We start from the raw sequence: 19,059 nt of genomic DNA on the forward strand, positions 1-19,059 counted from the left end.
GTCACTGCTGGCCTTCGGCATACCAGGTGCGGAATTCGTCGTAGCTCGGCATTTCTTCCGAGTTGGCCTTGGGATCCACGGCGACGTGGATGACGCCCGGCCTACCGCTGGCGTAGGCCCGCTTGATTGCGGGTGCAATGTCTTCGTCGCGTTCGACGTACTCGCCGTAGCAGCCGAAGCCTTCCGCGACCTTGTCGAGTCGGGTTTCCTTGCTCCAATGGACGCCTGTCTCGAGTGAGTCGTGCCCGAAAGTGCGCTTGTAGACGCCGACTTCGAGACCCCAGGCGTAGTCGACACCGACGACACACACGAGGGGCAGACCCACTCGCGCGGCCGTCTCCAGTTCGGCGATGTGGAACTGGAACGACGAGTCTCCGGTGATCAGCATCATCGGGCGCTTACCGCCGTCAGCGACACCGGCGCCGACAGCGTACGGGAGACCGGTGCCGAGGTGCCCGAAGTTCTGGTTCCACATCACGTCGTGCGGCTTGGCCTGCGAATAGGTCCAGCCGAAGATCGTGGTGGCGCCACCGTCGCGGACCATGATGCCGTCGGCGGGGAACGCCTTCGTGGCCTCGACGATCAGGCGAGCCGGATGCACGGGGGACATCCCGGACGGTGCGGTTTCGGCAAGTTCGGCGAGCTGTGCAGCCTCCTGCTTGATCCAGCCGTCGAGTTCGGGTGTCGGGGTACGCGGAGAATCCTTCAGTGCATCGACGAGCTGCGGGACGATCGCTCGTAGATCGCCGACCAACGGAACATCGATCGGGCGATTGACACCGATGGACGTCGGATCCTGCTCGATGAGGATCCACTTGCGGTTCGCTTCGTTCGCGACCCAGTGCCGACCACGTCCGAAGTGGACGGGCTCGCCGAGTTCGGTGCCGATGGCGAGACACAGGTCGGAGTTCACGACGGCATCGATGGATGCTGCCGAGAAACCGTACGGGAAGGTGCGGTCCTCGAGGCCTTCGATGAAGGACGTACCACCGGACGTCTGGATGACCGGGCATGCCATGAGGTCGGCGAGTTCCTTGACGGACGCGCCTCCCCTGGCGGTGTGCACGCCGTGACCGACGAGGAGAACAGGTTGTTTTGCGGACCCGATCAAGTCGGCTGCCTCGGCGACCAGATCGGCTCCGGCGGTCTGGCCCACGAGGCGGTACTTCTCCGGGGGAAGGACGGGCGGAGCGTCGATCTCCTCGAGGATGACGTTCTGCGGGTACTCGATGTAGACCGGGCCGGGCGTGCCCGAGAGCGCCTTACGCAGGCCTTCGCGGATGATCTCGTCGGTCTGCTCGGGGTACTCGATGCTCGCGTGATACTTCACGGAGTTCTCGACGAGCGCCATCTGCTGGACGAACTGGATACGACCACGCCGAACACGCTGTTCGGTGATGCGGGCGCGCTGACCACCGAGGAAGATCACCGGAGAGTTCTCGACCTTGGCACACATGATCGCCCCGGAAAGATTCGCGAGACCGGGGCCGAGCGTGCCGATACACACCGCGGCCTTGCCCGTCATGCGGGAGACGGCCTCCGCCATGAAACCGGCGGACTCCTCGTGATGGGGAGCCACCACATTCCAGCCGCGTTCCTCCGCGAGGCGGAACAGATGAACGAAGTTCGGGTCAGGAATGCCGAAGAGCGTATTGATTCCTTCGGCTTCGAAGAGATCCAGAATTCGTTCGTAGACCTTAACTGACATGCGTATTTCCCTCCGTGGCTATCGCAAAGCTTCTCGTGATGTGGTCGACGTGGCCCGACACGGCGGGCAGGATCCACGGGTCGCTGGTGTCGCGGATGACATCGATGTTCTCGGCGACCTCGTCGATCGACCAGGACGGTCGATACACGCCCGGGGTCTCGGCGATGTAGACCTTCGCGACGCGGCCCGCGATGGCAGCGAACATTTCGCCGGTCACCGAGCAGGATTCGTGAGCGAGCCACCCGACGACAGGCGCCGCGAGTTCCGGCCCCATGGGTGGGTACGCAGAGGTATCGAGCCCCTCCGCCAATCGTGTCAGTGCCGCAGGAATGATCACGTTGGAGCGGACGCCGTGCTCTGCCCCTTCGATTGCCGCGACGTTCGACAATCCGATCATCCCTGCTTTCGACGCCGCGTAGTTGGCGACATTGGCGTTGCCGTAGATTCCGCCGATCGACGAGGTGAGCACGATCCTGCCGTATCCGGCTTCACACATCAGCGGAAATGCGGGGCGGACAACGTGGAACGCGCCTCGCAAGTGGACATCGAGCACCGCATCGAAATCTTCGTACGACATCTCGGTCAGCGACGCGTAGCGATTGTTGCCCGCATTGTGGATGAGGATGTCGATTCGGCCGTAGTTGTCGCGTGCGGCCTGAATGATCGCCTCGCCACCGTCTGCGGTTGCGACGGACTCGACGCACGCAACCGCCTCGCCGCCGGCGGCCCGGATCTCCCGGACCACATCCTCGGCCGGACCGGCGTCGAGATTTTCACCGTTGATCGCGGCCCCGGAGTCGTTGACCACGACCTTCGCCCCGAGCGATGCGAGCAGCAGTGCGTAGTCGCGTCCCAGCCCTCGTCCGGCGCCGGTGACGACGGCGACGCGGTCGTCGAATCGGAGTGTCACTTGTCGAGCACCAGCCCTTCCAGTTCGCCCGTGTCGCGCCACGCCTGAAGCAGGTCGCTCAGTTCGTAGAAGCCGCCCCAGAAGGGCTCACCCAGGAAGGATCGGCCGTTCGGTTCGCCCTCGCTGTTGTAGTAGCCGGGGGTGCATTCCGAGACGAATCGGCTGTTGTCGACGGTGTTGTCGCGGATGGTCTGGATCCAGGACTCTTCGGCTTCGGCCGTGGGTTCGACGCGCGTGGCTCCGCGGGTCAGCGCTTCTTTCACGATGTAGGAGATGTGATCGGCCTGCTGCTCGAACATCAAGGTGGTGGCCGCGGTCACGCCGCCCTGGACGAATCCCGTGGCGAAATGGTTGGGGAAGCCGTGCGCCATGATGCCGTGCAGCGTGCGGAAGCCCTTGCCCCAGTGGTCGTAGAGCGAGACACCGCCACTGCCGGCGAACGGCTTGATGTCGAACTGGCGCTCGAGGGAGGTGGTGATCTCGAAACCGCTCGCGAAGACGATGCAGTCGAACTCGTGCTCGACACCCCCCACGATGATGCCCTTCTCGGTGATGCGTTCGACACCTTGCGTGTCGGACACGTCGACGAGCGTGACGTTGGGCCGGTTGAACGTGGGCAGATACTCGTCGTTGAACACCGGCCGCTTGCACATGTTGCGGTAGTACGGTTTGAGTTTCTCTGCCGTCTCGGGGTCTTCGACGATCGATTCGACCCGCTGGCGCAGCCGTTCCATCGCCCGATAGTCTTCGATCTCTTTGAGTTCCAAGAACTTCTCAGGGTCGGCGAGCGCAGCCCAGCCGTTCGTCTCGTTGAGCTTCGCGGCGAGGTTTCGGGAGACCTCGGTCCAGCCGTCACAGATGAGGTCCGGTTCGCCCGGGCTGTAGAACGCGAAAGCCGCATTGTGGAAGTTGCGCTGCCGCGCGTCGCGCCACCCGGGTTCGAGGGACTTCACCCATTCGGGGTCGGTCGGATAGTTGGCGCGTTCGAAGATGTACGACGGGGTGCGCTGGAAGACCGTCAGGTGCTTGGCGCCGCGTGCCAGGTGGGGGATCGCCTGGACCGCTGTCGATCCTGTTCCGATGATGGCAATCCGCTTGTCGCCGATCTTGTCCAGGCCGCCGTGGAGATCGCCGCCGGTGTAGTCGTAGTCCCAGCGGGCGGTGTGGAAGGTGTGTCCCTTGAACTCCGAGATACCGGGGATGCCGGGGAGTTTCGGCTTGTTGTAGGGGCCTTGGGCCATGATGATGAACCGGGCGCGGAGTTCGTCGCCGCGGTTCGTGCCGATGCGCCAGCGGTGGATCTCGTCGTCCCACTCGAGTGATTCGATCAGAGTGTGGAAAAGCGCGTGATCGTAGAACCCGAACTGTTTGCCGATGCGCTGAGCATGCTCGAAGCACTCGTCGCCCTTGGAGAACTTCTCCTTCGGCATGTACCCGGTCTCTTCGAGAAGCGGAAGGTAGCAGTAGGCGTCCGAGTCGATCTGGATGCCGGGGTACCGGTTCCAGTACCACACTCCTCCGAAATCGCCTCCCAATTCCACGATCCGGAAGTCGGTGACACCTGCCTGCTGGAGTCGGTGTGCCGCAATGAGACCGCAGAATCCGCCCCCGAGGATCACCACGTCGATCTCGTCGGTGAGTGGATCACGGGGCGTCACCGGGAGATGTGGATCCGCAGCGTAGAAATCGTCGAATCCGTCGCCGGTCTCGATGTACTGCTGCTGGCCGTCCGACCGAAGGCGCTTGTCGCGCTCGAGGAGATACTTCTGTCGTAAGGCTTCCTGATCGACGTCGGGTGTCGGCGTAGGCGCGCAGTTCTGCATGTGAGTGTCCTCGGGTAAGGGGACGGGGTTCACGCGAGGTCGCGTGGTGCCCCGGTACCCATGTAGGTGGCGAGATTGTGGTGAAGGCTGACGACGCTGCGTTCGCGGTAGGGATTGGGAACCGGACCGGCGAAACCTCGCGACTTCATCCCCTTCTGAACGGCGGCCATATTGTCGAAGTCCTGAGGAAGCACGGTGCGCCAGCCGGGGTCGTCCTGTGGGGTGTACTCCCATTCCGTCTCCGGCTCCTCGCCGGGCGGGAACAGCTCGAACACGGCAGCTTCGAATATGCACTTGTCCGGGTCGGAACCGTAGGGGCGCACGCGATAGCACAGCATGTTGTTCGGGGCATGCCCGATCTGGAAGTTCGGGAAGATCTGCCATGCGGTACCGGCTTTTGCTACGTCTTCCGGCGCGATCGTCGGCCACGTGACTCCGCGAGCCTCGTCATCGCGTCGGGCTGACTCGAGCCAGTGCCGCATCACCTGGTCGGGGGGTGTGCCCTCGGGGAGTTCGTCGACGAGGCGTCGTGCGGCCTGCACCAAAGTGTTCGTCGTATTGGTGTTCGCGTTCTCCCAGGTGAAGTTCTGCAACTGCATCGTCGAGATGCGTGCGTCGGGCCCGGATCCGACGCGGAGCTTGGCCTGGTTCTCGTCCATGCCCTTCGGTGCGTCGTACCCGATATTGCTGTGCTTACCCTGGTTTCGGGCCCAGCCGAGGAACGCTCCGAAGTTCATGAACTCGGGATGGGTGTAGGGGACGTGATAGGTCTCCATGAATGCCTCGAGCGCAACCTTCCAGTTGCAGTCGAACACGAGCCATTTGCGCCACCGGTAGCGCATGTTCTCGAGCTGGAACGGGTCGAGCAGCGACGCGGCCGGTTCCAGGTAGTCGCGCAGCGGCTCACAGTCGGGATCCATGTTGATCCAGATCCAGCCGCCCCAGGTGTCGACGCGGACGTCCTTCAGATTTCGCTGCTGCGCCGACAGGCATCCTTTCCAGTCCTGGTCCTCGGGAGCGAATGTGTTGTTGCCCTCGAGGTCGTAGCGCCAACCGTGGAACCCGCACACGAATTGCCGGGCCTGTCCGCGAGCGTCGTGGGCGCCGTCGGGGACATCGACGAGGCTCCTGCCGCGGTGTGAACACACGTTGTGGTGGGCGCGGATGGTGTCCTCCGCGGTGCGCACGACGATGATCGAGTCATCGCAGATGTCGTAGGTGAGGTAATCGCCGACACGAGGAATCTCCTCGACACGGCCGACTTGCTGCCATATCTTGGCCCAGAGTTTGTCTCCTTCGGCCTTGGCGTAGTCGCGCGAGAGATATGCCTCGACGCCGATCGTCATCGGTTCGGAGAACGGTGCTGCCTCGGACGGGGTGTCTTTGATGTTGTCAACCGTGTCGGTCATGTGATCCTCCTCGTGAAACTGGGCTGATTCAGCGAGTGATGGTGGCGCGGAATGTTTCGTCCTTGAGGAACAGGGACGTGTGGTCAGCGCCCATGTGGGTCCATTTGAGGTTCAGGCCTCCGTCGACGAGCATCGTCTGTCCCGTGACATAGCCGGAGAGGTCCGAGAGCAGGAAGAGGATTGCCCCGGCCTGCTCCTCGGGCGTGCCCCGTCGGCCCATCGCAATCGCCTGACGGTCGCGCTCGGGGTCGGCATCGACGTATGTACCGGAGGCAGGCGTCGCGGTGACTCCTGGTGCGATGGCGTTGACCCGGATGTTGTCGGTGGCGAGTTCGACCGCCATTGTGCGTGTAGCGGCGACGAGTGCCGCCTTCGCGGTTCCGTATGCGATGTGGAACGGGGCGGTGTTCATACCGCTGATCGACGAGATCGAGACGATCGATCCCGGCAGCGAGTTCTTCTTCAGTTCGGCCGCGACCGCCTGGCTCATGAAGAACATCGTTTCGAGGTTCTGCGTCATCAGCGCGCGCCAATCCTCCCGTGTCACGCGGGTGGCAGGCATCCATGTGGCCGGTGCGGCGCCGCCGGCGACATTCACGAGCCCGTACAGGTTGCCGTCGGTTCGGCGGACGGTGTCGAGAACCGTGGCGATGCCGTCGTCGGTCGATGCGTCCGCTGCAACGGGAATCACCGAAAGGCCCTCGGAAACAAGAGGTTCGATGTGCTTGTTGAGGTTCTCCTCGGAGCGGCTCACAGCGATGACGGTGGCTCCGGCCTGCGCGACCATGCGGGTCACGGAGGTGCCGATGCCACCACCTGCCGCTCCCGAGACGATGACGATACGGCCGGTGAGATCGAGGAAATCGTTGCTCATCGGGTGTTCACTTCCCTTCGCGGATCGCGAGGACGCTGCCTTCTGCGTCTGCGGAGATGTAGAGGGTGCCATCGGGGCCCGCGGTGATTCCGGCGAAGGGTCCCTGCGGACCGGCAAACGGGATGAGACCCTTCAGCGGCTTGGGGGTGACCCCCTCGGGCGCCCCGACGGGGAGATGGCGTGCGATGACCTGCTGTGCCTTGGTCTCGAGATCCACACTGATCAGCGTCTTGGCGTCGACGTCGACGATGTAGAGCTTTCCGTCGCGGACCAGGATTCCCTGTGGCCGCTCCAGACCGTCGACGAGCGTGTCGACACCGGCGCTCGTCACCGAGATGATCCTTCCCGCTCCGGCTTCGGAGACGAGGAGAGTGCCGTCCGAGGTGAATGCAAGCCCCGTCGGGTCCTGCAGACCCGACGCAAGCACCTCCGCCTGCCCGGATCCGACGGAATGGACCTTGCCTGTGCCGATGTCCGCCACCGCGACGGTTCCGGTGGCGGACACTGCCACGCCGTAGGCCTGTTCGAGCCCGCCGAAGAGCAGCTCGCTCTCGGCGGTGGCGGGCCGGTACCGCGAGACCGCGGTATCGCCGGCGACGATGAACTCGCCGTCGCCGACCGAGGTGATACCGCGGATGTACCCGGGCCATCCGGGGTGGAAGAGCATTGCGACGGTGCGGAGTTCGCCGTTCGGCTCGAGTGCCAGGAGGAAGGTGCCGTCGGCGACGTAGAGCGTGCCGTCCGTTCCCACGGTCAGGTCCAGGGGCCACGTGAGTCCGTCTGCGAGTGCGGTCTTCGTTTCGCCGCCGCCGAGCACCTCGGTGATCTGGCCGGTGAAGCTCGAGACGAACAGGCGGTCGCCGATGAAGGTGAGGTTGTCGAGGCCAGATCCGATATCGGCCAGTACGGTGCTGTCGCCGGTGCGCGGGTCGATCCGGAGTACCTGTCCGGAAGCCACCTGCGGGGAGATTATGTAGCCCTCGGAGTCGAACTTCAATGCGACCGGAACACCGAGATCGCCTGCGACGCGTTCGGGTTCGCCGCCGTCCGGGTCGATGCGCCAGATGTCGTTGGTACCGAGCGCTGGATAGTAGAGCTTGCCGTCGGGTCCGACCTCGAGGGCATTGGGCAGCTGGAGGCCCTCGACGAGCACCTTCGGTGGGCCGCCGTTGAGGTCGATTTCCATCAGACGCCCGTCGGGGCGGCACTCGTCGACGAAGAGCCGGCCCTGGTGGAAGGTGATGCCGTTGACGCCAGGGAGGTCGTCGCGGAGTAGACGCGTGCTCCCGTCGTCGGAGCGGATGCTGACCCGTCCGTCGTAGTACTCGGTGATGTAGAGCTCCCCGTCGGGATGGAAGGCCAGGTCGTCGGGGGCGACGATGTCGCTGCCCTTCGGGCTGATGGTCTCGACCACGCCGTTGTCGGGGTCGAACGCGCTGATCTGACTGCCTGCCACCTGTGCCACGTAGATGCGACCGTCTGCGCCGGTCCGGATGCCGTTTGCGCCGAACAGTCGGCTCGGGGGAGTGAGCCGGGTGAGGCTCCACCCTTCGGCGAGGTGTGTGGTTGGACCCGTGTAGCGCGACCCTTGCGTCAAGGTAGGTCTCCTCCTGTATGGGAACTCTGATTCGCACTCAGCGAGAACATCGTTCCGCAGTGTTCGAGGGGGAGTGACTCCGGTTTGTGGGTCTATGTCCGGTTCTCGCGAGAGTTTAGTGATGCAAGCCACTCCCGAGTGGTGACTGGCAGTTAATCACGAACCGGCCAGCGCTACAAGTATTGTTATCCTTGTAAGGATTGGATAGGCTGAGCGGATATGAAGAGAATCACGTTCTCATGAGAATGCGCCCGCAGGGCGGGGTGTGCAAGGGCTGGTGTGCAGCAGAACGGCCGGGCTCGGTTGTGGGACCGAGCCCGGCCGCTGTTGGTGAGTCGTAGTCGGGTGTGGGACGCGCCGGAAGTCAGCTACGTGGGCGTTGGCGTGTGGGGAACGTGTTGCGTGTCATCGCGGCCGACGCATTGACGATGGTGTCGCCGAAGCGGTCGAGGACGAGCGCCTGGGTTGCTGCGAGGTGAGAACGCGCGAGTCGTTCGGCTTCGGCGACGCGCCCGTCGGCGATTTCCTTGACGATGCGGCGGTGTGCGTGGACGGCGTCTTCGGCCTTGCCTTCGGACGGGTACTCGCCGCGGCGGGTGAGGGCCTCTGCCCACGCCTCTTCCTGTGCAGACCACAGGGCGACATAGCTGCGCACCGCGTAGCGAATCGTGGCGTTCGGAGTGAACGAGACGATCAGATCGTGGAATTCCCGGGCGGCCTGCGTGAATGCGACTCCGTCGCCGACGAGTTCGGCCGAGGTGTCGATGGATGTGTTGAGGGCGGGCACGACGACCTCGAGGCGGTCCGGGCGTTTCGCGCATTCGGTGACGCACATCGGCTCGAGTAGTTGTAGACCGGCGGCGAGATCCTCGAGTGTGACCCTGCCGGCTTGCAGTGAGAGTCCGAGGTGGTACGCGGCGGAGAATTCGTCGGGGCGATGCACATCGGCGCCGCCGACGTTGCCGCGGCGTACAGTGACCAGACCTTCGGTTTCCAGAATGCGCAGGGCTTCTCGCACCGAGGGGTAGCTGACGCCGAAGTCCTTGACCAGTTGGTCTTGGGTAGGCAATCGGTAGTCGTCATCGGAAAGTATGTGGTCGCGCAATTCGTCGGCAACGGTTTCGGCGATACGTCGCTGTGGCACTCGGCCACGCCGCGGGGTCGTCAAGAAACTCGCCATTCACGCATGGACGCAGTCTAGCGACAGGCGGTCTTTACTACCAAGTATTGCGAGGTTTCAAAATGGCAAGCATTGCTATCCTTGTTATGATTGACGTAATGTCCGGGCATGGACTTCACGATGGGTGGTGCCGCACCGGAACTCCGTAGCGAGTTGCGCCGGCTGGTGCATGAGCACGTTCCCCCACATTTCCTCGGAGCATTCACCGACGACCCGAGTGATCTCGAAGCGGCGCAGGCATTCTGCCGCCTCCTCGCCGACAGCGGATTGCTGTGTATGACGTGGCCCGAGGAGTTCGGTGGACGTGGTGCATCGATCTGGGAACAGACAGTGGTGCGAGAGGAGATGTGGGCGCACCATGAGCCCCGCGGCGCGCAGTACATGGGCGTCAATTGGGTGGGTCCCACGATCATGCGTCACGGAACCGCGGAACAGCAGGACACCCACCTTCCGCCTATCGCGCGTGGCGAAGTGATCTGGTGTCAAGGATTCAGCGAACCCGAAGCCGGCTCCGACCTCGCGTCGTTGCGTACCGCCGCGCGCCGGGACGGCGACGGCTGGCTCATCTCCGGGCAGAAGATCTGGACGTCCTACGCCACGATGGCGCAATGGTGTTTCCTGTTGGCCCGCACCTCCACCAACGGACGGAAGCAGCAGGGACTCACCGTCTTTCTCGTCCCGATGTCCGACCCGGCCATCGAAGTCCGCCCGATCCGGGCGATGCTGGGCCCGCACCATCTCAACGAAGTCTTCTTCAACGACCTCCGCGTCACCGATGCCGATGTACTCGGCACGGTCGACGAGGGATGGAAGGTCGTGCAGGAAGTACTCGCGTACGAGCGCGTGGGTATTGCCCGCTACGCCCGCTGCGAGCGCCTGTTGCAGGCCGCACCGTCGGTCCTCGGTGCGCGATGGGACGATCTGCCGGGCGAGCTGAAGGCGCGCTGGACCCGGATGCTCACGCACTGCCGTCGCGCACGGTTGCTGGCGTACCGGGTGGTGTCGATGCAGAGCGGCGGCGCTGTGCAGCCCGGCGACGCTGCGGCATACCGGATTGCGGTGACGACTCTCGATCAGGACAGCGCGGAGGTCCTCACCGAGATCGCTGCGTACGCCACGCCACCGAGTGGCGACCCCGACGAATTCGACGACGATACCGCCAAGTGGTTCCGCCGCGCGGTCGAAGATCACTGGCGCTATTCGCAGGCAGCCACAGTGGCCTCCGGCAGCATCGAGATGCAGCGGATCCTCCTGGCCCGAGCCATCCTGGCGGCAGCATGAACACTGAACTGAGCAAGGAAGCGACCGAGTACGGCCGTGAAGCGCTTCGTGCGCTGGAAGCGGCAGGGGGCGACGATCTCGCCCAGTTGATCGAAAGCGATCCCGATCACCGCGGGAACATCATCGAGCCGACGCTCGGTGAACTCGGTGCCTGGGATCTCGATCCCCGAGGAGACGCAGACGAACTCGAAGCGGCCGCCGCGCTGTGTCGCAGCGTGGGCTTCGGGGCGGTGCCCTACCCTGTGGCGGAGCGGCTCTCACGACCGGCCGACCTCGACGTCGACGGACTGGTCGTCGTGGACGACGACGCTCCGAAGGCGCCCATCGCGTGCCTCGATCTGCGGTGGGCTGCGGTGAGTGTCGACGGTCGGCGCAGCCTTGTGGATGCCCGCCCGCCGAGTACTCCGCCGCGGATGTCGGCGTTCACTTCTCAGCTCGACCTCCGGCCGATCGACGACGACGGTGCGAAGGATCTCGCCCTCGCGCTGACGCTGCCGTGCTGGACCCTGCTCGGAATGCTCGATCGAGCAATGGATCTGACCCGCTCGCACGTGCTCCTCCGTGAACAGTTCGGAGCGCCCCTGGCGAAACTGCAGGGAGTCCAATTCCAACTCACGGAGGCGGAAGTGGAACGTACGGGACTGGACGTGCTCGCCAAGTACACGCTGTGGAGCATCCAGGCAGGCAATGATGAGGCCGTCGACGACGCCCTGGCATTCCGCTTGGCGGCCGTCGAAGCGGCACAGATCGTGTTCCGGGTCGCGCACCAACTGCACGGGGCCAGCGGATTCTGCGACGAGACCACCGTGTCCTGGATCTCCCGGTACAGCATTCCGCTGCGACGAATGCCGTGGGGACCGTCCGGAACCGTCGACGCGCTGACCAAGCGGATCGACCGGCGCGGACTCACGGGCCTGTTCTCCGAAGCTCCCGAGAAGGCGGTGCTGTGAAATACGAACTCCCGGACGTACTCACCGTCGAATGCGAGGGTCCCATCCGGATCGTCACGATCAACCGTCCCGCCGATCTCAACGCCGTCGACAAGGACCTGCACTGGGCCCTCGCGCACGTGTGGCGGCAGCTCGCCGGCGACACCGACGCTGCCGTGGTGATCCTGACCGGGGCAGGGCGCGCGTTCAGCGCCGGAGGTGACCTCGACTGGATCACCTCCTTCCTCGACGATCCGGTCGCGCGCGACGAGAGTGTCCGGGAAGGCGCCGAGATCATCGACGAGATGCTCCGCTTCCCGCTACCTGTGATCGCAGCGGTCAACGGACCCGCGGTAGGTCTCGGCTGTAGCCTCGCGGTGCTCTCCGATGTGGTCCTCATGTCGGAGAGGGCACACCTCGCAGACCCCCACGTCGCGGTGGGACTCGTTGCGGGCGACGGGGGTGCGGCCTTCTGGCCGCTGCTCACCCCGATTCTCCGCTCGCGGGAATACCTCTACACCGGCGACAGGATACCGGCGAGGACGGCGGTCGAACTCGGCCTGGCGTCGCGCGTCACCGCGCCCGACGACCTGTTACCCGAGGCGCGGCGCCTCGCTGAGCGCCTCGCCGCGCAACCCGCACAGGCATTGCGCAGTACCAAACGTGTGGTCAATATGTATCTGTCCCAAGCGCTCGCCGGTCCGATGCAGGCCGGTTTCGCGGCGGAGATAGCAACCATGCAGTCCGCAGAGCATCGGGACCGATTGCTCGCTCTCCGGGACAATGCGGTCAACCGGGAGAATGCAGCGAACCGGGAGAATGCGGCGAGGAAATCTATGCCGAAGGAGAAGGAAGAAGCGCGATGAGTGCCGGGACGACAAGCGTCGGAGCGCCGACACTCGAGGGCTTCCGGACCTCGGTCCGCGGCTGGTGCCGCGACCATATCCCCGCAGACTGGCGCCGGGCCCAAACCGATGTCTCCGACGACGAATTCGTCCGATTTCAGAAAGCCTGGTTCCAGGAACTACGCGGAGCGGGCTTTGCGGTGCCACACTGGCCGGAGGAATGGGGAGGCGGCATGTCCGTCGCGGAACAGGTCGTGCTGTACCAGGAACTCGCAGCCCACGACGCACCCCGGCTGGTTCTGCCCTTCGTCTCGATCCACCACGCCGCGTCGACGCTGCTCGCCGCCGGCACCGACGAACAACGGAACCGTCATCTCCCTGCGATCCTCGACGGCGAGATCTGGTGCCAGGGCTTCTCCGAGCCCGGCGCGGGATCCGACATGGCGGCACTCGCGACCAGCGCCCGGAAGGACGGCGACGTCTACATCGTCAACGGCCAGAAACTGTGGGCCAGCGGTGCGTTGTACGCCGACCGGTGCCTGCTGCTGGCCCGCACCGATCCCGACGCCCCGAAACGCAAGGGCATCTCGTACTTCCTGATGGACATGCGTACCCCCGGAGTCGAGGTACGTCCGATCAAGCAAGCGACCGGCGAATCGCACTTCTGCGAGATATTCCTCAACGATGTCGCCATTCCTGCGACGAACCTTGTCGGACCCGAGAACGAAGGATGGCGGGTCGCGCAGGAAACACTCGGAGCCGAGCGCGGCATGACCATGCTCGAACTCACCGAGCGACTGAGTCACGGCGGGTTCCGCTTGCTCGTCGACCTGTGCACCCGGCCGGGCCCCGACGGGACGGCCCCACTCGACGACACGCGCGTCGCAGACCGGCTCGCCACACTCGAGATCGAACTCACGGGGCTGCGCGCATTGGTGTCGGATTTCGTCGCCGCCGACCGGCCAGGGCCGGCCGACGCGTCGATCGTCAAGCTCTACTACAGCGAGCTGCTCCAGCGCATCACCGATTTCGGCACAGAGATCGCGGGTCTCGCAGCGCACACCGATCTACGGAAACCTCAGTCCAGCGGGTGGGAATCAGGGGCATGGATGCTCGATTTCATCGGCTCGTGGGAGTGGACGATCCCGGGCGGAACCAGCGAAATCCAACGCACCATCATCGGGGAACGTGGCCTCGGTCTGCCCCGCGAGCCGACAGGACAGCGATGACCGACTCACTCCCGGACCTGTCCGAATTCCACGACGAACTACGGTCCGTCGCGCGAGACCTTTTGTCAAGATCAGGCCACGACGCGCCGGTCGACTGGGAGTCGATCAGCACATCCGGATGGCTCGGCCTCGAAGTTCCGGGCGAATTCGACGGTGCCGACGCCACTTTCGCCGAGGTTGCCGTGATCCTCCGGGAGGTCGGCCGCGCAGCCGCACTCGGACCCTATCCGTCCGTCGCGTCGCTCGCGGTGGCAGCACTCGAGCGCGTCGAACCTGGCGATGATCGTGACCGCCTCCTCCGCGACACCGTCTCGGGAAACGCTGTTCCGGCATTCGTCCTCGGCGGGGAATCTGCAGGCCGGACCCAATTCCAAGTGGAGGCCGTGCCGCAGGGAGCGATCCTCCGGGGCGCGGCGGCGTTCGTGCTCGACGCTCCCGACGCAGACCGGCTACTCGTACCGGCGCAAGAACCCGATGGCACGATCGTCGTCGTCGATCTCGATCCGGGGGCGCTCGGGCTCGTGGTGACCGGACAACCGGTCGTGGACGCGACACGCAGTTTCGGGACCGTAGTCGCCGAGGGCGTGACGATCCCGCCGGAATCGGTGTGGCGATTCCACGATGACCCCCGGGAGACACTGCGACAACTGCACGACCGTGCCCTTGTGGCCGTGGCCTGTGACAGTCTCGGTTCGAGCGAGGCGATGCTCGACGCTACCGTCTCCTACGCCGGGATGCGAGAGCAGTTCGGACGCAAGATCGGCTCGTTCCAGGCGGTCAAGCACGCCTGCGCCGACATGCTCGTCCAGGTGACGGTGGCCCGAACACTGGTCGACGCCGCAGTGCGCAGCCTGGTGTCCGGAGACCCGGAGACGACGACTGCGGCCTCGATGGCCAAGGCCTACAGCTGTGCGGCGGCCGTCGAGGTTGCCGGCAAGGCCATGCAGTTGCACGGTGGAATGGGCTACACGTGGGAGAGCGGCGTCCACGTGCATCTCAAGCGTGCGACGTTGAACCGCTCGTTGTTCGGTTCACCTGCGCTGCACCGGGCGTACCTCGCGCAGCGCTATCGACCTGCCTCCTGAGGCCGAAGACGACGAAGCGAGAGGTCCTGCACACACTCGGAGCGTGTGCAGGACCTCTCGCTCTGGTGGCGGTCGGTTATTTCTGGAGACGCTTGATGGCGAGTTCCTTGATGTCGCTCGACTTGATCTTCGCGGTGCCGGTGAGGCTGATTTCCTCGTTGTCGAAGAACAACACCTCTCGCGGAACCTTGTAGCTGGCGAGGCGCTCGCGCAGGTATCCACGAATCCCGTCGACATCGAGGTCGGCTCCTGCGTGCGCCACTATGCAGGAGACGACGACCTCCCCGAGCGTGTCGTGGGGGACACCGACCGTGCGTGCCACTTTGACTCCGGGGCACGCGATGAGCGCTTCGTCGACCTCGAGGGGAGAGACGTTCGCGCCGCCGGTCTTGATGATGTCGGTGAGGCGTCCTTCCCAATAGAGTCGCCCGGTGTCGTCGACGTAGCCGCCGTCGCCGGTGTGGAAGAACCCGTGGTCGTCGACCGTCTCACTGAGGGGAGTGCCGACGTACCCGAGCATCAACGTCGGTCCCTTGACACAGATCTCGCCTCGCTCTCCTCGGGGAACGACAGCGCCGGTCAAGGCATCGACGATCCGGATCGTCACCCCGGGCAACGGCTTTCCGCTGCTACCCGCGATCACATCGGACGGGGTATTGGCGGGGTAGCACGTACTGATCGTGAAGGTTTCGGTATTGCCGTACGCGTGACCCGGCTCGTACCATTCGTCGGTCACCGTGGGGTGACGTGCTACCGGTGTGTTGTAGTCGACGTAGCGGAGGCTACTCAGATCCGCCTTGTCCCAGTTCGGGGCACCGACGAGCTGAGCCCACTGGTGCGGCCAGGCGAAGGGGAAGTTCACCCGTTCTTTCTCGATGAGCTCGAGGGCTTCGCTCGGATCGAACGTCGGTTGCAGGATGAGCGACCCACCACTGGCGAGGGTGTTGCCGAGGGCCATCGCGAAATTCCCCGACCAGAAGTAGCCGTTCGCTGTCCAGCACCGAATGTCCATCTCGGGCGAGAATCCGTACATGCGCCGGAATCGCCACATCTGAATGGACACTCCGCGGTGCGCGCTCAGAATGCCCTTCGGTTTGCTGGTCGAACCGGAGGAGAAGAACAGCACGGCCACATCGCTGGGCTGTACTGACGCGGCGGACGCTTCGACCAGTTCGCGGGGCTGTGATTCACCGTGGGCGAGGAACTCGTCCCACGCTTCGATCGACTCGCCTTCGGCCTTCTTGCCGACCATGGCGACGTGACGGAGGAAGGGGAACTTCGTCGAGTGGATCTCGTCGCCGCCGGCTGTGCCGATCCGCGGTTCCAGGTCGGTCAGGGCTGCGGCGAAGTCCGTCTTCAGGACGTTGCGCTCGAACAGCAGGATCTCCACCCCCGAGGTCTCGAGCATGTAGTCGAGCTCCGACGGGGTCGAGAACGTGCTGAGTGTGACTGCGACACCCCCTGCAAGGGAGGCGCCGAAGACCGCCGTGATCCACTCGGGGCGGTTCGTCATCAGCACGCCCACGCGTCCGTCCTTTGCGAGGCCGAGTCCCCGCAGCGCCCGCGCGACGTCGATAGCCCGCTCCCACAGTTCGGAGTAGGTCCATCGGGTGACGCCGTCGGCGCCGTGCATCACAAGCGCTTCGCGATCGCCGTACAGTTCGGTCACCTCGCGGAGGAAACCGGGCAGGGTGAGGGCTCCGAGCCCCGGTTCGTCGCTCAGTGGTGGGCCCGACACGATCGAAACAGAGTCCACCGCTTCTGCCTTCGTCTCAGTACTCATGGATGACTTCCTGTTGTCTGCGCGGTGCCGCTACAGCGGCAGCTCGACCTCGGCGAGGGAGGACACGAGGACGGTGCCGTCCTGGTTCGTCAGCCGGAGCTTGACCTGGACGAGTGGAACGCCCCAGGTCGACATGGGCTCCTTGTCGACGATCTCGGCGTCGAAGTACGTGACGTCGCCTTCGAAGGCAGGCCCGCGGAAGTCCGACTTGATGTGGCGCACCATGCCGTCGAGGCCGGCCCAGTTAGCAAGGAAGTCGGTGCACCAGGCGCCCATCGTCGCGCCGTATCCGTAGGCGCGTGCCATGCCGACTTCGCCGGCCTTGTCCTCGTCGATGTGTCCGCGGGACGGGCCGACATAGAGGCCGTCGCGCTTGCGGGGATCGATCTTGGCGCCTTCTTCGTCGAAGCCGAAACCGTCGACCCAGCCCGGATCCTGGTAGACCCACGGATCTTCGACGCCCTCGGGTGCCACCCACCCGAACGTGCCCCAGATGTTGAAGAGGAACGCACGGTATTCGGTGGTGAAGGACGCGATGGTGTGGGGTCCGAGGACCCGTCGCGGCAGTGTGTCGCCGACCTTGACCTCGTCGAACCGCGGTGAGATTCCGGACCGCGTGGTCAGGAGCCATTCGTAGCGCAGATTCTCGATCTCGACCAGCTCGGCGCTTGTCCACTTCTTCTTCTCGCCGAGCTGGTTCTCGTACATCCCGCGCTTGGTGGCTTCTGCGGACAGATACCGGATGGCGGTGGAACGCTCCTTGGCGACGAGGACACCGTTCTGATTCTTGTGGACGGTGTCGCCGCGCGAGAACATGGTGGGTCCGGCGAACTTCGTCTCGGCCACCTTGTAGTCGTGGAAGCGCCGCTCCTGGAAGAGCTTGTCGCCCGGGCGGACCGGGCAGCCGTAGAACCACCATTCCTCGCCGCCGAAGATGAGATGGCTCTCGGGGATGCGCCCCACACACGCCGGTGCGGCGCCGTGGCCGTAGTCCAATGCGACGGCGATCGACTGCGGGGCGATGATTCCGCCGTATCGCGAGTTGCGAGCAAACTCATGATCCCAGTGGATCGGATTGGGATTGTCCATCGCCATCACCCACCGGCGGATGTCGGAGGTGCTGCACGGATCCCACAGCTGCCCGCCACCGATGGGTTTTCCGACTCGATGGTCGACGTCGGAGAGGTCGAGTTCGACAGGGCTGGTGTTCTCGGACTTCTTTGTCACTGGTGCTCCTGTTATCGATTGACGTCGACGACGATGCGGCCGCGCACCGTGCCGTCCATGAGCCGGTCCGCCGCGGTGATGGCCTCCTCCAGCGACACCTCCTGGGTGATCGTGTCGAGCGTGTTCGCCTCGAGATCGCGGGACAGGCGTGCCCACGCGGTGAGACGCCGTTCGCGCGGTGCCATCACGCTGTCGATCCCGAGCAGAGATACCCCGCGAAGGATGAAGGGCGCCACCGAGGCCGGGAAATCCATGCCCTGCGCCAGTCCGCACGCGGCTACTGCGCCGCCGTAGCGGGTCTGTGCGCACGCATTGGCAAGAGTGTGGCTGCCTGCTGTATCGATGACGCCGGCCCACCGCTCCTTCTGCATGGGCTTTCCGGCCGAGGAGAGTTCGGCGCGGTCGATGACGACGTCGGCGCCCAGCTGTTGCAGGTATTCGGACTCGGCCGGCTTTCCGGTCGCAGCGGCCACGGTGAACCCGGCCTTCGTCAACAGCGCGATCGCGACACTGCCGACACCACCCGTGGCGCCGGTGACCAGGATTTCGCCTTGATCGGGGGTCACGCCGAAGTTCACCAGGGCATCCACACACAGGCTCGCCGTGTACCCGGCCGTGCCGATTGCCATCGCCTGCCGCGAGGTGAATGCTTCGGGCAGGGGGATCAGCCAGTCACCCTTCAGTCGTGCCTTCTGGGCGAATCCGCCCCAGTGGGTCTCGCCCACACCCCAACCGTTGAGGACGACGCGGTCGCCCGCTTTCCACTCCGGGTTCGAGCTGTCGGTGACGACTCCCGCGACATCGATGCCCGGAACCATCGGAAACTTCCGCACCACTGGAGATTTGCCGGTGATGGCCAGCCCGTCCTTGAAGTTCAGTGTGGAGTACTCCACCTCGACGGTCACGTCCCCTTCGGGGAGTGCCGATTCTTCGATGCTCGTGCGCGTCACCGTCTGGCCGGTTTCGCCCTTCTCGATCACTACTGCCGAAAACATAAGAAACGAAGTCCTTCCTCAGCCCACCCGGGCACGTACGGAGGTTGCGCTCGGTTCGCACGCTACTTCAATCATTACAAGGATGGCAATACTTGAATGTTGGCGTGGGAATGGTGATACTTCCTGTGATCGTCGTCACGCTCGGGTGTCCCGATTGTCCGGGCTGTCGATCGCTGTACGCCGA

At 64.6% G+C, this 19,059-nt stretch carries 15 protein-coding genes; 5 read left to right on the top strand and 10 right to left on the bottom strand.

The features are described 5' to 3' along the window. Nucleotide 1: 1 nt before the first annotated feature. From HCA61_RS13390 to HCA61_RS13420, 7 genes are all read right to left on the bottom strand, one after another. A complete protein-coding gene (locus HCA61_RS13390; protein ID WP_169688677.1) occupies nt 2-1,708 on the bottom strand; it encodes a thiamine pyrophosphate-binding protein in 1,707 nt (568 codons plus the stop codon). After that, the gene (locus HCA61_RS13395; RefSeq protein ID WP_169688678.1) at nt 1,698-2,618 is read right to left on the bottom strand and encodes an SDR family NAD(P)-dependent oxidoreductase; all 921 of its coding nucleotides are present in this window, start codon (nt 2,616-2,618) and stop codon (nt 1,698-1,700) included. The genes HCA61_RS13390 and HCA61_RS13395 overlap by 11 nt, the downstream gene beginning before the upstream one ends. Then, complete coding sequence (locus HCA61_RS13400; protein WP_169688679.1) at nt 2,615-4,441, bottom strand: NAD(P)/FAD-dependent oxidoreductase; 1,827 nt, start codon at nt 4,439-4,441, stop codon at nt 2,615-2,617. Before HCA61_RS13400 ends, HCA61_RS13395 begins: the two co-directional genes overlap by 4 nt. A 29-nt stretch (nt 4,442-4,470) precedes the next feature. Then, the gene (locus HCA61_RS13405) at nt 4,471-5,850 is read right to left on the bottom strand and encodes an aromatic ring-hydroxylating dioxygenase subunit alpha (protein ID WP_169688680.1); all 1,380 of its coding nucleotides are present in this window, start codon (nt 5,848-5,850) and stop codon (nt 4,471-4,473) included. Nucleotides 5,851-5,878: 28 nt separating this feature from the next. Beyond that, nucleotides 5,879-6,724 carry an SDR family oxidoreductase gene (locus HCA61_RS13410; RefSeq protein WP_169688681.1) on the bottom strand — a complete coding sequence of 282 codons (846 nt, stop codon included), beginning with the start codon at nt 6,722-6,724 and terminating at the stop codon, nt 5,879-5,881. A gap of 7 nt (nt 6,725-6,731) precedes the next feature. Continuing rightward, nucleotides 6,732-8,321, bottom strand: coding sequence for a gluconolaconase (locus HCA61_RS13415; RefSeq protein ID WP_240959264.1), 1,590 nt, complete (start codon nt 8,319-8,321; stop codon nt 6,732-6,734). 364 nt (nt 8,322-8,685) lie between these two features. After that, nucleotides 8,686-9,501 (bottom strand): GntR family transcriptional regulator, encoded by an 816-nt coding sequence (locus HCA61_RS13420; protein ID WP_240959266.1) that lies wholly within the window; start codon nt 9,499-9,501, stop codon nt 8,686-8,688. Between the two features lie 108 nt (nt 9,502-9,609). Here HCA61_RS13420 and HCA61_RS13425 point away from each other — a divergent pair, with 108 nt between their 5' ends. From HCA61_RS13425 to HCA61_RS13445, 5 genes are read left to right on the top strand one after another with little or no spacing between them, the layout of a single operon-like run. Then, the gene (locus HCA61_RS13425; protein ID WP_169688682.1) at nt 9,610-10,782 is read left to right on the top strand and encodes an acyl-CoA dehydrogenase family protein; all 1,173 of its coding nucleotides are present in this window, start codon (nt 9,610-9,612) and stop codon (nt 10,780-10,782) included. Further along, nucleotides 10,779-11,732 (top strand): acyl-CoA dehydrogenase family protein, encoded by a 954-nt coding sequence (locus HCA61_RS13430; RefSeq protein ID WP_169688683.1) that lies wholly within the window; start codon nt 10,779-10,781, stop codon nt 11,730-11,732. The genes HCA61_RS13425 and HCA61_RS13430 overlap by 4 nt, the downstream gene beginning before the upstream one ends. Then, entirely contained in the window at nt 11,729-12,577 is an 849-nt protein-coding gene (locus HCA61_RS13435; RefSeq protein ID WP_169688684.1) for an enoyl-CoA hydratase/isomerase family protein, read from the top strand. Before HCA61_RS13430 ends, HCA61_RS13435 begins: the two co-directional genes overlap by 4 nt. After that, a complete protein-coding gene (locus tag HCA61_RS13440) occupies nt 12,574-13,785 on the top strand; it encodes an acyl-CoA dehydrogenase family protein (protein ID WP_169688685.1) in 1,212 nt (403 codons plus the stop codon). The genes HCA61_RS13435 and HCA61_RS13440 overlap by 4 nt, the downstream gene beginning before the upstream one ends. Further along, on the top strand, nt 13,782-14,870 hold the full coding sequence (locus HCA61_RS13445; protein WP_169688686.1) for an acyl-CoA dehydrogenase family protein: 1,089 nt from the start codon (nt 13,782-13,784) through the stop codon (nt 14,868-14,870). The genes HCA61_RS13440 and HCA61_RS13445 overlap by 4 nt, the downstream gene beginning before the upstream one ends. A 76-nt stretch (nt 14,871-14,946) precedes the next feature. Here HCA61_RS13445 and HCA61_RS13450 read toward each other — a convergent pair whose 3' ends face one another. Genes HCA61_RS13450 through HCA61_RS13460 form a run of 3 tightly spaced genes read right to left on the bottom strand, consistent with a single transcriptional unit; the run spans nt 14,947 to nt 18,875 of the window. Next, entirely contained in the window at nt 14,947-16,653 is a 1,707-nt protein-coding gene (locus tag HCA61_RS13450; RefSeq protein WP_206040020.1) for a class I adenylate-forming enzyme family protein, read from the bottom strand. 30 nt (nt 16,654-16,683) lie between these two features. Further along, nucleotides 16,684-17,880: a MaoC family dehydratase N-terminal domain-containing protein gene (locus HCA61_RS13455; RefSeq protein WP_169688687.1), complete on the bottom strand. Its 1,197-nt coding sequence runs from the start codon at nt 17,878-17,880 to the stop codon at nt 16,684-16,686. A gap of 11 nt (nt 17,881-17,891) precedes the next feature. Further along, nucleotides 17,892-18,875, bottom strand: a complete 984-nt coding sequence (locus HCA61_RS13460; protein WP_169688688.1) for an MDR family oxidoreductase — start codon at nt 18,873-18,875, stop codon at nt 17,892-17,894. Nucleotides 18,876-19,059 lie beyond the last annotated feature (184 nt).

Origin of the sequence: Rhodococcus sp. HNM0563 (assembly GCF_012726195.1) — a bacterium.
Lineage (GTDB): Bacteria > Actinomycetota > Actinomycetes > Mycobacteriales > Mycobacteriaceae > Rhodococcus.

Excerpts from the sequence above, each read along its gene's own strand:
- HCA61_RS13400 (WP_169688679.1), bottom strand. The coding sequence starts at position 4,441 with ATGCAGAACTGCGCGCCTACGCCGACACCCGACGTCGATCAGGAAGCC.
- HCA61_RS13410 (WP_169688681.1), bottom strand. The coding sequence starts at position 6,724 with ATGAGCAACGATTTCCTCGATCTCACCGGCCGTATCGTCATCGTCTCG.
- HCA61_RS13430 (WP_169688683.1), top strand. The coding sequence starts at position 10,779 with ATGAACACTGAACTGAGCAAGGAAGCGACCGAGTACGGCCGTGAAGCG.
- HCA61_RS13425 (WP_169688682.1), top strand. The coding sequence starts at position 9,610 with ATGGACTTCACGATGGGTGGTGCCGCACCGGAACTCCGTAGCGAGTTG.
- HCA61_RS13450 (WP_206040020.1), bottom strand. The coding sequence starts at position 16,653 with ATGAGTACTGAGACGAAGGCAGAAGCGGTGGACTCTGTTTCGATCGTG.
- HCA61_RS13445 (WP_169688686.1), top strand. The coding sequence starts at position 13,782 with ATGACCGACTCACTCCCGGACCTGTCCGAATTCCACGACGAACTACGG.
- HCA61_RS13390 (WP_169688677.1), bottom strand. The coding sequence starts at position 1,708 with ATGTCAGTTAAGGTCTACGAACGAATTCTGGATCTCTTCGAAGCCGAA.
- HCA61_RS13405 (WP_169688680.1), bottom strand. The coding sequence starts at position 5,850 with ATGACCGACACGGTTGACAACATCAAAGACACCCCGTCCGAGGCAGCA.
- HCA61_RS13440 (WP_169688685.1), top strand. The coding sequence starts at position 12,574 with ATGAGTGCCGGGACGACAAGCGTCGGAGCGCCGACACTCGAGGGCTTC.
- HCA61_RS13420 (WP_240959266.1), bottom strand. The coding sequence starts at position 9,501 with ATGGCGAGTTTCTTGACGACCCCGCGGCGTGGCCGAGTGCCACAGCGA.
- HCA61_RS13460 (WP_169688688.1), bottom strand. The coding sequence starts at position 18,875 with ATGTTTTCGGCAGTAGTGATCGAGAAGGGCGAAACCGGCCAGACGGTG.